Source organism: Calyptranema fuscum S582, from assembly GCF_055793305.1.
In genome coordinates this window covers 48,625-62,639 of the sequence record NZ_JBSLYH010000006.1, presented here as the reverse complement: position 1 = coordinate 62,639, position 14,015 = coordinate 48,625, and the positions used below count along the sequence as shown (strand labels likewise).

Here is a 14,015-nt window from a genome sequence, read left to right as displayed (position 1 = left end):
GCAGGCGATCGCAGACCCCTATCGCTGGTTGGAAAACGATGTCCGCAACAACGAGGGGTACTGAAATTGATAGCTAATGCAGTTGCTGCTTAACTGGGCTGCCCAATCGGTCGAACGATGATTTCATTAACATCCACATCTGCGGGCTGCTCGATCGCAAAGGCAATGTCTACTTTCACCCTCATTACGTTAGCCTCGACCATAAACTGAACAAAGCTCGGTGCCCAGAGCGAATGTTTGACTATGACAATCTCCAGATCATGTGCTGGAAATGCAATAACCTCAAAGGTGACAACAATGCCTATGAGCTTCAGCACAGTCTCAGCCATCTTCAAGATCTGACTGCGGGAATTCTTCACCCATACCCACTCCTTTGACGTTACAGACAGAGATGTAGGACGAAACTTCACTGGATACGATTACGCTGGATTTGATGAATAAATAATCGATAGATCGTTAATGGTGCGATCGCTGGCGAGTAAAAACCCCTTGCTGAGAATAACCGAGAGCATAGAATTATGCTCGAATAGCAACGGCTTAACCTCACCATTCCCGGTAAAGTTTCTCTGCATGAAACATGATTTCTTCGTTGGGTAAGCGAATCTTAGCAGGCTGACGCGGATAAGAGGTTTCGATCGCCCGCGTGTCTTGTTCCACAACCGTTGCTACCGCACTCAACATCAATCGCCCTAACACTGGTTTGAACACTGGATGATTGAATTTGGCAAAAACCAGCACAAAGGTTTTTGTGTGGGTTGCAGTTTCAGGGTACAGCACATGCACCTGCAAAATTTCACCTAGAGGAAAGCGGGTTTTAAAAGTAGTCAGCGCCGGAAATGCATACTCCAGCGTGCCAGTGTAGGTCTTGGGTGCAAGGAGAACTGCTGGGTTGCGGCGAATGTCAGCAAAGGTGGCATCATTGCGATCGAGTTCCTGCACCACCTTCGCCCAGTAGCCCTCGTGCTCAAACACCGGAATGCGATTGGCTTTGATGCCAAATAATTCCCGATGGGTGCCGTTCTGATGGTTGTAATCATAGTTGATCAACAAATTGTGCAGAAAAGTGCCCTGGATGCTTTTTTCTCCAGCAACGCCCAAAAAAGTCATACCCTGACTCATTCGTTCAATCAAGTCAGGTACCGGAACTTTGGCACTCAAGCCACCATACGTCCAGATGCAATCGTTCTGAATCACGCACTCCAGAGGGGTTAACAGTGGTTGTGTTCCCACGTTTCCTGCTTGATGCAGCCGCCCCTGCCCGTCAAATTCCAGCGCGTGAAATGGACAGGTAATGGTGTTTCGTTCCTGGCAGATCCAACCATCTGACAGGGGAGCCTGCATGTGAGGACACACATTATTGAGGGCAAACACCTCCCCTTGAGGGTTTTGCCAGAGGACATAGTCTTGTCCATTCAACGAAATTTTGTGAGGTTGATTAATGCCTAATATCGATCGGTGGGCAATCAGCCAGGGTGCGCCAGGAAGGATGGGTGACATAGGGTAAAATTATGACAAAACTTTCATGTTTAATTCTGAAAATACGACAAACTATTCATGTTTGTCAAGCAAGTCCTCCTCATCACCGATGATAGAATCACAACATCACCCAACGCCACTCCGACGACAGCCTAAGCAACAGCGTAGCCAGCAGCGGGTCGAGCAGATTCTGCGATCGGCCGCAGAGGTGTTTGTAGAAGTGGGCTACGAAGCGGCGACTACTCACATGATTGCGGCTAGGGCAAAAACGGCGATCGGCTCCCTTTACCAGTTTTTTCCCGACAAACTGGCCATCTTTCATGCCTTAGAAGCCCGCCACATGGAAAACGTGATGGTGCTAAACAAGGAACTATTGCAGTCTGCGGATCTACAACGACCGTTCGCCGAGTTTATTGAGCGCATGGTTGAGGCGCATATCGCCTATTTCCAAGATCCGATCCCGCGTGTAGTCTATATTCAATATTTTGTGGCTCCCCAAATATTTGTGCTGTTTGATGAGACGTTCAATCGTCAGTTGATTGAACAATATGCAAACTTCTTGCGGCAGTGGAATCCGGCACTAGCAGTTGAGAAGAGTGAACGCCTCGCCGAAACAGTGCATCAGTGTTACAACGCCCTACTGCTGCAAGCTTTGAGGGGAGCGGAGAGCAAACGGCGATCGCGCTACGAAGAACTCAAAGCCTTACTAGTTGCCTATCTATTACCTCATGTAGAGCCAAAGTCAATAGATGAAGCCGTGACAAAAGTAATGAAATGTCATTACTGTCAGTCTGACCGCTTGTCGAAGAACGGACATCGTTACAACAAGCAACGCTACCTATGTAAGGACTGTGGCAAGCAGTTTCTAGAGCGTACCGATTGGAAAACTCATGCAAATGAATTGCGAAATGAATCACATGTTCAAGCTCCTGCGCGAGATGCCGAAGGTTGAAATTCATACTCATCTGATTGGCACGGCAGATGCAGAAACCATTTATCAAATTGCGCAACGCAATCGGATAGCCTTGCCAGCAGGTTCTCTAGAAGAGTGGAAATTGTTTTATGAGTTTCGAGATTTCACTCACTTTATCGAGGTTTATCGCATTGCTCGTCAATGCGTGCAAACGCCAGAGGATTATGTTTTTCTGGTTGAGCAATTTCTGAAACAGCAGGCTGAGCAAAATATTCGCTACAGCGAAGTTCATTTCGGCACTGCTTTGCCGTCTGATGCTTTGACAGATACCGAATTACTTGAAGCCTTGAGTATTGGAGCAAGCAGGGGTGAAGCAAACTGTGGTAGTCGAGTAAAATTTATTGCAGCGATCGTCCGTCACATTCCAGATTTGCAGAGACAAACCCTGGAATGCGCCTTACAGGGACAGGAGATGGGAATTGTCATTGGTTTAGGGTTGGCTGGGCAGGAGAAAGGTTACGCACCGGAGGCGTTTAGCGAAACATTTGCAGAGGCAATGCGGCAGGGATTGAGAGTAGTTGCCCATGCTGGGGAGGCAGTGGGACCAGAAAGCATTTGGAGTGCGCTGGAGCATTTGAAGATTGAGCGCATTGGGCACGGTATTCGCTGTTTAGAAGACGATGCGTTGGTACAAAAATTGCGTGATCTACAAATCCCATTAGAAGTATCCCCTCAAAGCAATTACTGTCTGGGAATTGTCGATCGCCATCAACCTCACCCAATCCGACAACTGGTGGATGAGGGATTGTATTGCACATTGAACTCGGATGATCCTCTCATGTTCAACACAAACCTGGTGAATGAATATCTCATTCTGGCTGAACAAGGATTCTCCTGGAACGAACTCTGGCAGGTAAATTTGAATACGTTGGAAGCAAGCTTTTTACCTGAATTAGAAAAAACCACCTATCGTCAGGAGTGGGAAGCGTTTCTGAGCAATTGTGTTAGCAATTTCAGTTGGGTAGAACCATCTTGAAGGCTTCAAACAGCATCTTGCAGCCTTATCCCTGAGGTGACGCTCCATCAAGCCATAACAGGTTGGAGGGCAAGTTGGAGAGCGATCGCCACCAGCGGTTGGACATCGCCTCGTGTTCCGATCGTGGATAACAAGATACGCATCTTTTTTTCTGGATTTGAGTCAGGGTAAGTGAGATTTTCTACACCCAATGTGCACGCATCGTCTTCAAATATTCAACAGCCGCTTCCTCAGCCGCTGCATGATAGGTAATTGCCGCTGAACGGAGCGATCGATAAAGTTCGATGCACCGTTCCAATGCCAGATAACAACTCTCTCGATCATGCAAAGCGATCGTGCTTTCAAGGGCTTCAGCGAGGGTCGGTGCCAGCTGCTCAATCTTCCGAACCCCACTCGGTTTGCATCCTGCTTGCAGGAGTCCTAGAGGACCCAGAACCGTGCTCCGCAGATAGGAAATGAAGTCTAGCGCTTCAAACAATTCTCCCCGCGCAATCTTGCCAGCTCCATAGTGAATCCAAATCCAGAATCGATCCTCGATCCACTGTTCATTGGGCAAGGGATACCGACCAGTACTAGCCGCATAAGCCTGTGATAAGCGATCGTCGCGCTCCCACAGAATGACTGGCTCATCGACTCGCGTTTGGGCATCATGAATGGACAAAAACTTGAGATCAACATGCAGGAGCGGTGAGCCATACAGGCAGATCAAGACCCGTGGCTCACCGACATGCTCACCTGTAAACGACGCTAATAACTCTCCCAGGGATGCAGCAATGCTCTGTCGTTCCGACATCACTTGTACAACGCTCTCATGCTCCACGGCGATAATCAAATCGAGATCACTGAACTCATCCATCGAGTTCTCTGCCCAAGAACCTGTTGCTGCTACCCCCACCAATCGCGGGTCTGCTGCAAAATGGGGTAAGGCTCTGCTGATGAATAGTTGATGAGTGGTCAGTGCAGTCGTTGGAACGTCCATAGGTACTACCATGACTCTGGATACTCAGCGTGGGTTGGCAGTCCGCCGCTGGCACAACCCCATGGCACTCTGGATGCCCAGAAGATGTGATCGCTCGGAGTGATCAGTGGGGCTGTATCTAACGAACCAGCCGGAATCGTCATGATCTTGCCATCGCGCGTGAGTCGTGGCACCGGGCATCCGCAATGACTGCAAAACCATTTGCCGAAGTGTTGTGCGGTAGGAAGATCATACCGGGCGATCGCTTCTTCCCCTGAAAGCCAGCGGAACTGGTTGGGTTCAACGGTTAAATTGGTGGCGTGACCTGTGCCCGTGGCTTTGCGGCACCGTGAGCAGTGGCAATGCACCATTTTCTGGAAGGGTGGGTTCACCTCAAAGGTCACCGTTCCGCACAGGCAACCACCGTGAATGTTGGACTGACTCATCTGCTCTCTCCGATCGCCTCAATTCTGCTTCAACCGCCGCACATCACTTTTCGGACTGAATCAGCATGCAAATAGCTGATTAGCTCACTGACACATCCTTAATATTTCCCATACCAAACATAACTCCTCGCGGACTGCCCTACACCGCCAACCGTCGATCGCCATACCACTGGCTCAATTCCCGCTCAATCTCATTCAGGATAGCGATCGCCTCCCCAATCGATTCTGCATCAGCTGCCAATAACGCAAACACTGACTCAACCCGTTGTTGATAGTCCAGAGGACAAAGCGTAAAGCCATTCGCAAGTGCCACAGCACCCTTCTCATTCAGCAGGTACACCTCATTCAATGTAAAGAGTACCTGATTCATACACACCACACTGCGAAAACAACAGCCTGCGGCATAGGCAACATCACCTCGTGCAACTGCTTTCTAAGCAACTACCAGCGAGAAACTGATTTCCCAAGCAAACTTGTCAATCGTTGCTTGCTTCAGCTTTGGAGGTAGGTAAATAGATAAATGATTTTGTGATCTATTGAAACTAAATGAGCTGAAACAGGTCATTCCATGGGCATTTTTTTGGGTTTGTGTGGCACCAAAATTTGACTTATTGACTTGAATGCCACACAGTTTAGATCACGATATAAATTGTGTTCTTTAAATGCAATAACAAAAGAGCGATCGCCTATCGATGTAGGGCGAAGCATTCGGTAGATAATCCTTGACAAATGACGAAAAATCATGGTTCGAATGCTTCGCCCCTACGACTTGCTGGTAAACTTTTTCTAGAAATTGCCTTAGTTCTGGATGTAACGCCTTTAGAGAGCATTCCAACACAGGTATTAAGGAGATTTCTGCCCAAGAAAATACCTGAATTCCCACGTTTCGACTTCGCTCAATGCCCAGAGTTTGTGGGCTGAGCGAAGTCGAAACCCAGATCAAAGGGTAGATTTATTGCTAGAAATCTCCTAAAGGAAAGCGAGTTACGAGAGGCGCACCCCATTTGGAATTGCTATAGACTTTTGCAGCACAAAAAACTGAACCCTATCCCCTGGAAAAAGGCAATAGGGTTCAGCTCAATCGCCCGTAAACTCTTGGTGGAGTACGTACGCTAAACTTACACTAAAAAATCATTTGGCGCTCCAGCCAATTAGAAAATAGAGAGAAACCCCATTCTTCAATCCTTAGGATCACCAATTAATTAAAACCCGGAAGTTTATTTTTGGAAGCGCGGCGGAGCCGCGCTTCCAAAAATAAATCTTCGGTTTTATTAAATCCACGATCCTTACGATCACGCTAATGTGTCTTCCTATTCGGTCAGCGTAAACTGAGTTGCCATTGCTGACGCCTGATTTAGCAAAGATTGATCGATCGATGTGTAATACGCAGCATGATGAGCGATCGCCTCTACCACTTTTGCCAAGTCCGCATTCCCCGCTCGCGCCCCCAAGCCATTAATCGAGCATTCAATTTGCCGTGCGCCTACATTCAGAGCTGCCAATGAATTGGCGATCGCCACTCCCTGATCATCATGACAATGAACCGCCAGGGTTGCCTGATCTATATTCGGCACACGATGCATCACCGTAGCAATCAGATCTGAAAATTCGGTGGGTGAAGCAACACCCATGCTGTCAGGAATGGCGATTGTCGTCGCACCGTGTTTAATTGCTGTTTCAACGGCTTTGCAAACCACATCGGGATGACTGCGCGTAGCATCAAACGCCGACCATTCCACATCACCACAGTACTTTCTTGCCAGAGTCATACTATTTTGAATTGTTTCGTATAGCTCGGACTCCGTCCTATTGGCTGGCAGACGAACAGAGGTATAAACGTTAATCCGTCCCCGAATAGCGGGTTTGAGTGCGATCGCAACGGCGGCAATTTCATCAGGCTGACTACTTGCCAAACCACAAATGATGGATCGTTTCACATGCTGAGCAATCTGGGAAATTTCATCACTATCTTTGGGAAAGACACCGGGATAGCCGACCTCAATGACATCCACTGACATCTGATCTAAAAGCATCGCAAAGCGCAACTTTTGCTCAACAGTGAGTTTACGTTCCAGGGCAAGTTCTCCATCGCGCAAGGTCGTATCAAAGATCGTAATTTTAACGCTGGGGCTACCGTCATTCATCGCGATCAACCGCTCTCCTGCTCCACTATTCAAAATTTTCCCGTAGCGTCTTTCAATGAATCAATTCGGGAACTGTCTGTTTGAGAATGTCTAAAAAGGCATAGACGGCAGGGGGATGCAACGCATCTGCCAGGACAGCAACCCCAATCAATCGCACCAACGTCGGAGTTAACTGACAAACTTGCACATTGCTTGGAATCGGTTCTGCTGCCAGTCGTGGCAAGATGGTAACGCCCAACCCTTGCGCCACCAATCGGACGATTGCTGCATCTGTATCTACTTCATAGGCAATCTTCAAGTGATAACCACACGCTTGAGCATACTCATAGACTTGCCGCATCATCATATTATCCCGTGGAGGCATAATCATCGGCTGAGCCATAACGGTTTCCCAGGTCAAGGGTGCAGTCGCTTTCAGTTTAAACGTTGCGGGCAGCAATGCAATATATTCATCGCGCAACACCTCCCAGGCTTCCAGATCTTCAGCCGCTGGCATAAAGGTAAAGCCAATATCGACCCGTCCTTCTCGCAACGCTTGTTCGACCTGGGGATAGTCGTCATATTCGGAAAGGCTAACGGCGATCGCCGGAAAGCAGCGATGGAATTCTGCCACGACATCGGGCAAGACATGGGTAGCAATACTGCGGAACGAGGCAATTCTCACTTGCCCACCCTGCAACCCTCGTGCTGATTCAGCAGCTCTGGTGATGGCATCCGTTTGCATCACCACTTCCCGCGCATGTTTGACGACTTGCTGACCTACGGGCGTGAGATGAGCACCATAGCGCCCCCGAATAAACAACACCACTCCCAAATGGTCTTCTAATGCTGCGATCGCATGACTCACAGCTGATTGCGATATTTCTAGTTGCAATGCTGCTTCTGTAAAATTCTCGTAGTCTGCCACTGCCACCAAAATTCGTAGCTGCGATAGTTTCATCTGATTTTGAGAATTAACTTTCACAGTGCGTCGTTATCTCGCTCCAGTTCAGACAGGGGGCATTGCTTAATAGCGGTATGAATTTGAACGTGAAACCAAAGGTTTCACGTTCAAATTCATACCCAAAATCAGCAACGCCGTTCAGACAGGGTGGTCATTGACGATTGGCAAGGACAGCAGAAACGCCCATCCCACCAGCGTATGTTTAAGAAAACGGTTGGCAACCCTTAACTATCTCTTTCCCAAAACAGGTGACCATCTAACATTCATTCCATCAAACCTACTCATGGAAGCGATGAGCGCTAGTTTTTGTAGTTTACGCTACAGTTTTTTAGACTGAACGTATTAAACAAAAACGAGACGCATCTATGAAAACTCAACTCAACTGGAATGGGTATCAACAGACCCCTTCTTCCTTAGCTTCAACTTTACAGACTAAACGACATCAGTTAGGTAGCACATTAAACAACTGGTGGCAAAGTTTACTCGCCTATTCTAGTGCGTCCTCTGAACCCCATGTTTGGCAGACGGAAGATAGTACAGGTCAACTCGTTTGGAATGCTTACGATCCCCTCAGACGGCAGTTGATTGAACGGGTTTCTACCCAGGAAATGTTGATCTGGTTAGAAGAACGTCATTATCAAAATAGTTGATCGTGATCGATTTACCTTAATGGATCTATGTTTACTAAACCCCCAGTTGTGTGAGGACGCGGCGGAGCCGCGTCCTCACACAACTGGGGGTTTAGGCATTGCTGATCACTCAGGATGCAGAGGCTGTCCCAAAACCGCCACCGCCTGGCGTTTCAATCACAAACACATCACCGGGTTCCATGGCAACAGCGGCTTTACTGCCCAATAGTTCGGCGCTGCCATTGGCGCGATCGACCCAGTTACGACCTGTGGCTCCCGACGCACCGCCATTCAATCCAAACGGTGGAACAGTGCGGTGGTTCGAGAGAATGGCTGCTGTCATGGCTTCCCGAAACCGAATACGGCGAATCACACCATTACCGCCCCGATGCAAGCCCTGACCACCCGTATTGGCACGAATGGCAAACTGTTCTAGCAGCACTGGAAAGCGCCATTCTAAAACTTCTGGATCCGTCAGACGGGAGTTCGTCATGTGAGTATGTACAGCATCGGTGCCATCAAACGTCGCACCTGCGCCAGAGCCACCGCAAATCGTTTCGTAGTATTGATACGTGTGATTGCCGAAGGTGACATTGTTCATTGTCCCCTGAGACGCTGCCATTGTCCCCAAGGCTCCATACAGCGCATCGGTCACAACCTGGGAGGTTTCAACATTGCCTGCCACGACTGCCGCAGGATACTGAGGATTGAGCATACAGCCCTGTGGAATGACGATTTCTAAGGGTTTGAGACAACCCGCATTCAAGGGGATATCATCATCGATTAAGCTGCGAAAGACATAGAGTACGGCAGCTTTGCAAACTGCGATAGGCGCATTAAAGTTGTTGGGTTGCTGCGGTGATGTGCCGGTGAAATCAATGGTTGCGGTGCGATCGCCTCGATTAATCGTCACTGTGACAGCAATTTGGCTGCCATCATCCACCCCATAGGTAAAATGACCGTCATTCAACACATCAATCACCCGTTGCACCGCTGCTTCAGCATGGTTTTGAACGTGCTTCATATAAGCTTGCACCCTATCTAACCCGAAATGTGCCACCATTTTATGGAGTTCCTGCACCCCCTTTTCATTAGCGGCAATTTGGGCTTTTAGGTCTGCGATATTCTGAACTGGATTCCGGACTGGATACTCACCACTGGTTAACAGTTCGAGTAATTCTTTTTCTCGGAAATGACCTTGATCAATCAGAAGGAAGGTGTTGATCAGAATTCCCTCCTGAGTGATGCTAGTGCTGTCGGGCGGCATAGAACCGGGAGTGATGCCCCCAATATCCGCATGATGACCGCGAGAGGCAACATAGAAGAGGGGGCTAAGGGAGGACGGGGCTGTATCCAACTCGCGATCGCCAAACACGGGCGTAATCACGGTGATATCCGGTAAGTGAGTACCACCATTGTAGGGATTGTTGAGCACATAGACATCGCCGGGTTTAATCGTGTGACCCCGATCTGTAATCAGGGATTGAACGCTTTCACTCATCGAGCCTAAGTGAACTGGAATGTGCGGCGCATTGGCTACTAACTGTCCACCCTGATCGAAGATGGCGCAGGAAAAATCAAGCCGCTCTTTGATGTTGACCGAGTAACTGGTATTTTGCAGCGTAAAGCCCATCTGCTCTGCGATCGCCATAAACAGATGATTAAAGATTTCCAGCAACACGGGGTCTGGGGATGCCTGTAATGGCTGTATGGACGCGGCGATCGCCTCCTGCTGATTCACGCCTGACTTTTTCAGCAGCAAATGATTCCGTTCTGTCAATTCTGCTTGCCACCCTGGTTCAATCACATTAGTACCCGTCGGTTCAATGATCAAAGCAGGTCCAGAAATGATGTCTCCCGGTAAAAGTGCCTCTCGGTCAAACACAGGCGTTTCCTGCCAGTGGTCAAACACATACATCTGCACAGTTGCAGTCGGCAGCAGGGGCACGGTTCGCGGCGCTTTGAGCATGGGTTCTTCAGGGGCATCGGCAGGAGCAATTGACTCCACTGAGATAGCTTCCACAATCAACGGTTTGTTTTGGGCAATAAAGCCATAGCGCTGGTAATGGGCTGCTTCAAACTGCATCACCATGTCAGGAATGCTGCCAAAGTTCACCATTAAAGCAGAATCGGTGCCTTGATAACGCAAATGAACTCGCTTGAGTACCTGAACCTCAGACGTTGACACACCCTGCTGGCGTAACTCTACTTCACCACTAGTTTGTAACGCCTGCAACTGCTGTTGCAATTCAGCCAACAATTCATCAGCTAAGACCGCTTCGATCGCCCGTTCCTGCATGACGCTCTGGTTTGCCAGACCCATACCATAGGCAGAGAGAACGCCTGCATAGGGGTGCAGAAAGACCTGCGTAATCCCCAGTGAATCCGCGATCGCACAGGCATGTTGTCCCCCGGCTCCGCCAAAACAGCAGAGCGTGTATTCCGTCACGTCATACCCCCGCTGAACGGATATTTTCTTGATCGCGCTTGCCATTTTTTCAACCGCGATGGTCAAAAACCCCTGGGCAACTTGTTCGGGCGATCGCGCCTGCCCGGTGACCAATTGAATCTGATCTGCCAGGTCTGCAAACTGTTGCCGTACACCTTCCTGATCCAGGGGCAAATTGCCATCCATGCCAAACACGTGCGGGAAAAATTCCGGTTGAATGCGACCCAGCATCACGTTGCAATCGGTAACCGCTAACGGTCCACCCTTGCGATAGCAGGCAGGACCAGGGTTTGCCCCCGCAGATTCCGGTCCTACCCGATAGCGCGAGCCATCAAAGCTAAGGATTGAACCACCCCCCGCCGCAACAGTATGAATCGACATCATCGGCGATCGCAACCGCACGCCTGCCACCTCAGTTTCAAAGGTGCGCTCGTACTCGCCCGCATAGTGCGCCACATCCGTAGACGTACCGCCCATATCAAAACTAATAATGTTGTCGATGCCTGCCATCTTGCTCGTCTGCACGGCTCCAACAATGCCCCCTGCCGGTCCCGAAAGAATGCTGTCTTTCCCCTGAAACGATCGGGCATTCGTCAATCCACCATTGGATTGCATGAACATCAGCCGCAGCGATTCTGTTGTCTCCTCGGCTGGCTCAATCCCGGTTAATTCCTGGCTCACCTGCTCCACATACCGCCGCAAAATTGGAGATAAATAGGCATCCACAACCGTCGTATCTCCCCGGCTAATCAGTTTCATCAGCGGACTGACGTGATGGGAAACTGAAATTTGACTGAAGCCAATTTCAGCGGCGATCGCCGCGACCTGCTGTTCGTGATCTGAATACCGATAGCCATGCATCAACGCGATCGCACACGCACGAAACCCATCTTCATAGGCTGCCTGCAATTCAGTTCGGACTGCTTCCTGATGCAACGGGATCAGTTCCTCTCCCTCAGCGCTGTACCGCTCTACAACTTCAATCACCCGCTCATACAACATCTCAGGCAGAACAATGTGGCGAGCAAAGATATTCGGGCGGTTCTGATAACCAATGCGCAAAGCATCGCGAAATCCCTGGGTGATTAAGAGAACAACGCGATCGCCCTTACGTTCCAGCAACGCATTGGTCGCCACCGTTGTACCCATTTTGATGGCAGCAATCTGCTCAACTGGAATCGGATCATCATCAGCCAATCCCAAAATCTCTCGAATTCCCTGAACAGAGGCATCCCGATAGCGCTCAGGATTCTCAGATAGCAGCTTGTGCACCGTCAAACGTCCATCCGGGCGACGCGCCACGATATCGGTAAAGGTACCGCCGCGATCGATCCAAAATTGCCAGCGAGTATCGGTTGCGTTCATCATCTGCCTCATTCCGGTAAGATGCCTCGACTATAGACAGCCCTTACTATATTTTCAATACTTAATTAATTAACTGAGTATATTATCAGTGATATATAAAAACCCCTAAGGGTTTGTGAGAACCTCCATCTCCCATAGGACTGCTATATCAGCTCCTTATATCCACCCCTATGAATCTCCTCTATCTCAGCACAATTGAATTGCGTCAGGTGTGCTACTTCCTCGCCGTTGCTGCCGCAGGCAACAATTTCAGCAAAGCTGCCGAGTATTTACAGATTGACCAACCGCCCCTGAGCCAGCGTATCCGCGCCCTGGAAAAGAAGCTGAAGGTTGAATTGTTCGATCGCACACGACGCCCGCTGCAACTGACCGCAGCCGGAACTATTTTTTTAGCAGATGCCCAACGAGCATTAGCCACACTGGATCAAGCCATTACCCAGGCACAACGGGCAGGGCGAGGTGACATTGGTTCGCTGTCCGTTGGCATTGCCAGTTCGATTGCCAATACAATTCTGCCGGATATCTTGCGTCTGTTTTATGAACGGTTTCCAGATGTCGAGCTAGAACTGCGAGAACTGACTGCCGACCAACAACTGCAAGCATTGCGCGATCGTCATTTAGACGTTGGCTTTGAAGTCATCCCGGAAGCCTCTGATCAAGAGAGTTACGTGATCAGTGCCCCGATTGTAGAAGAGTCCCTCGTCGTTGCCCTACCAGAAAACCATCCTCTCGCCGCTCAAACACAGATCCCATTAACCGCTTTAGCCAATGAATCGCTGATTCTACCGGCGATCGCCGCATTTCCCTTTTACCAAAAATTCATTCATTGCTGTGAGCAAGCAGGGTTTCAACCCAACATTGTCCAAAATGTTAAAGCAACCTGGATGCTAACCCTATTGAGCCTGGTCATCGCTGGAGTGGGTATTGCCATCCTGCCAGACAATGTTCAGAATCTTCAGCGCCAAGGAGTTGTCTATCGAGCCATTCAAGCAACTAACCTGACTCGCCAAATCTCCGTCATGTGGCGCAGCGATAACCCTTCGATCGTCTTACGCGAATTCTTGCAGGTGGTTCAGGTTATATCGGGGAAAACGATTCTATTTGATCCCTGAGCTTGCGGTTTATTGAATCTACAAATTTAGTAATGCAGCATCAGCTTAAAGGCTACGATGCCCTAAAAAAGGATATTCACTGATTTTGTATGGCACTAAATTTATAATTTAAAGTTTTAGTGCCACACAAACCCCAATTCATGCAATTGTGCATCAGATCTTCATGGGATAGTTGCTGTCCAACTGTTGTTTTCTAATGTGGAGCGATCGCCAATGAAACAGTTTCAGGATGTAATGAATCTGTCTGCCATGAAAGAGGATTGTTATGGATGTATTGCTGAATCTGGTGCAATGATGTTGGATTACGAATGATGTATTCCTAATAATTTCGTTGCCAAACCGTTCTGCCTGTGCTGCGAGTTCTCTGATTGATTTTACGGGTTGAAATGGATTTAAAGTTCTGGACAATTGCTCCAATTGATTTGGGTTGGGTGCCGCAGTCTGGTAGGGGCGAAGCAGTTGCATTGAGGGTATTAGAAAAGGATAGTTCTCCTGGTGCAACTGCTTCACCCCTACAGGGGTAACATCTTTCTCAGAAATTTCC

13 protein-coding genes and 1 pseudogene are annotated in these 14,015 nt (G+C 49.0%); 5 read left to right on the top strand and 9 right to left on the bottom strand.

Annotated elements, in window-relative coordinates; all coding sequences use genetic code 11:
* Nucleotides 1–89: 89 nt before the first annotated feature.
* A complete protein-coding gene (locus ACR6Z4_RS06155) occupies nt 90–359 on the bottom strand; it encodes a hypothetical protein (RefSeq protein WP_479716357.1) in 270 nt (89 codons plus the stop codon).
* A gap of 184 nt (nt 360–543) precedes the next feature.
* A complete protein-coding gene (locus ACR6Z4_RS06150; RefSeq protein ID WP_479716356.1) occupies nt 544–1,497 on the bottom strand; it encodes a Rieske 2Fe-2S domain-containing protein in 954 nt (317 codons plus the stop codon).
* An 88-nt stretch (nt 1,498–1,585) separates the two neighbouring features.
* Between ACR6Z4_RS06150 and ACR6Z4_RS06145 the strand changes: the two genes are divergently transcribed.
* Together ACR6Z4_RS06145 and add are read left to right on the top strand one after the other, a co-directional pair.
* On the top strand, nt 1,586–2,428 hold the full coding sequence (locus ACR6Z4_RS06145) for a TetR family transcriptional regulator (RefSeq protein WP_479716355.1): 843 nt from the start codon (nt 1,586–1,588) through the stop codon (nt 2,426–2,428).
* Nucleotides 2,385–3,425 carry an adenosine deaminase gene (add, locus tag ACR6Z4_RS06140; RefSeq protein WP_479716354.1) on the top strand — a complete coding sequence of 347 codons (1,041 nt, stop codon included), beginning with the start codon at nt 2,385–2,387 and terminating at the stop codon, nt 3,423–3,425. The genes ACR6Z4_RS06145 and add overlap by 44 nt, the downstream gene beginning before the upstream one ends.
* A 47-nt stretch (nt 3,426–3,472) precedes the next feature.
* On the opposite strand, the gene ACR6Z4_RS06135 is transcribed toward add, so the two are convergent.
* From ACR6Z4_RS06135 to ACR6Z4_RS06110, 6 genes are all read right to left on the bottom strand, one after another.
* Entirely contained in the window at nt 3,473–3,568 is a 96-nt protein-coding gene (locus ACR6Z4_RS06135; protein ID WP_479716353.1) for a glycosyltransferase, read from the bottom strand.
* A gap of 38 nt (nt 3,569–3,606) precedes the next feature.
* Nucleotides 3,607–4,404: an oxalate:formate antiporter gene (locus ACR6Z4_RS06130; protein WP_479716352.1), complete on the bottom strand. Its 798-nt coding sequence runs from the start codon at nt 4,402–4,404 to the stop codon at nt 3,607–3,609.
* A 5-nt stretch (nt 4,405–4,409) separates the two neighbouring features.
* Nucleotides 4,410–4,829 carry a GFA family protein gene (locus ACR6Z4_RS06125; protein ID WP_479716351.1) on the bottom strand — a complete coding sequence of 140 codons (420 nt, stop codon included), beginning with the start codon at nt 4,827–4,829 and terminating at the stop codon, nt 4,410–4,412.
* A 139-nt stretch (nt 4,830–4,968) separates the two neighbouring features.
* A complete protein-coding gene (locus tag ACR6Z4_RS06120; RefSeq protein ID WP_479716350.1) occupies nt 4,969–5,199 on the bottom strand; it encodes a hypothetical protein in 231 nt (76 codons plus the stop codon).
* A 940-nt stretch (nt 5,200–6,139) separates the two neighbouring features.
* Nucleotides 6,140–7,006 carry a beta/alpha barrel domain-containing protein gene (locus ACR6Z4_RS06115; protein WP_479716349.1) on the bottom strand — a complete coding sequence of 289 codons (867 nt, stop codon included), beginning with the start codon at nt 7,004–7,006 and terminating at the stop codon, nt 6,140–6,142.
* Nucleotides 7,007–7,025: 19 nt separating this feature from the next.
* Nucleotides 7,026–7,937 carry a LysR family transcriptional regulator gene (locus ACR6Z4_RS06110; RefSeq protein ID WP_479716348.1) on the bottom strand — a complete coding sequence of 304 codons (912 nt, stop codon included), beginning with the start codon at nt 7,935–7,937 and terminating at the stop codon, nt 7,026–7,028.
* 344 nt (nt 7,938–8,281) lie between these two features.
* Between ACR6Z4_RS06110 and ACR6Z4_RS06105 the strand changes: the two genes are divergently transcribed.
* Nucleotides 8,282–8,566 (top strand): hypothetical protein, encoded by a 285-nt coding sequence (locus ACR6Z4_RS06105; RefSeq protein ID WP_479716347.1) that lies wholly within the window; start codon nt 8,282–8,284, stop codon nt 8,564–8,566.
* A 109-nt stretch (nt 8,567–8,675) separates the two neighbouring features.
* On the opposite strand, the gene ACR6Z4_RS06100 is transcribed toward ACR6Z4_RS06105, so the two are convergent.
* Nucleotides 8,676–12,359 carry a hydantoinase B/oxoprolinase family protein gene (locus ACR6Z4_RS06100; RefSeq protein ID WP_479716443.1) on the bottom strand — a complete coding sequence of 1,228 codons (3,684 nt, stop codon included), beginning with the start codon at nt 12,357–12,359 and terminating at the stop codon, nt 8,676–8,678.
* A 170-nt stretch (nt 12,360–12,529) separates the two neighbouring features.
* On the opposite strand from ACR6Z4_RS06100, the pseudogene ACR6Z4_RS06095 reads away from it, so the two are divergent.
* Together ACR6Z4_RS06095 and ACR6Z4_RS06090 are read left to right on the top strand one after the other, a co-directional pair.
* A pseudogene (locus ACR6Z4_RS06095) lies at nt 12,530–12,727 on the top strand (LysR family transcriptional regulator); the annotation flags it as partial.
* A 129-nt stretch (nt 12,728–12,856) separates the two neighbouring features.
* A complete protein-coding gene (locus ACR6Z4_RS06090) occupies nt 12,857–13,471 on the top strand; it encodes a LysR family substrate-binding domain-containing protein (protein WP_479716442.1) in 615 nt (204 codons plus the stop codon).
* Nucleotides 13,472–14,015 lie beyond the last annotated feature (544 nt).

Bases quoted from the DNA above. Each gene is read 5' to 3' on its own strand.
- ACR6Z4_RS06135 (WP_479716353.1), bottom strand. From the start codon at position 3,568: ATGCGTATCTTGTTATCCACGATCGGAACACGAGGCGATGTCCAACCG.
- ACR6Z4_RS06100 (WP_479716443.1), bottom strand. From the start codon at position 12,359: ATGAACGCAACCGATACTCGCTGGCAATTTTGGATCGATCGCGGCGGT.
- ACR6Z4_RS06105 (WP_479716347.1), top strand. From the start codon at position 8,282: ATGAAAACTCAACTCAACTGGAATGGGTATCAACAGACCCCTTCTTCC.
- add (WP_479716354.1), top strand. From the start codon at position 2,385: ATGAATCACATGTTCAAGCTCCTGCGCGAGATGCCGAAGGTTGAAATT.
- ACR6Z4_RS06150 (WP_479716356.1), bottom strand. From the start codon at position 1,497: ATGTCACCCATCCTTCCTGGCGCACCCTGGCTGATTGCCCACCGATCG.
- ACR6Z4_RS06125 (WP_479716351.1), bottom strand. From the start codon at position 4,829: ATGAGTCAGTCCAACATTCACGGTGGTTGCCTGTGCGGAACGGTGACC.
- ACR6Z4_RS06145 (WP_479716355.1), top strand. From the start codon at position 1,586: ATGATAGAATCACAACATCACCCAACGCCACTCCGACGACAGCCTAAG.
- ACR6Z4_RS06120 (WP_479716350.1), bottom strand. From the start codon at position 5,199: ATGAATCAGGTACTCTTTACATTGAATGAGGTGTACCTGCTGAATGAG.
- ACR6Z4_RS06130 (WP_479716352.1), bottom strand. From the start codon at position 4,404: ATGGACGTTCCAACGACTGCACTGACCACTCATCAACTATTCATCAGC.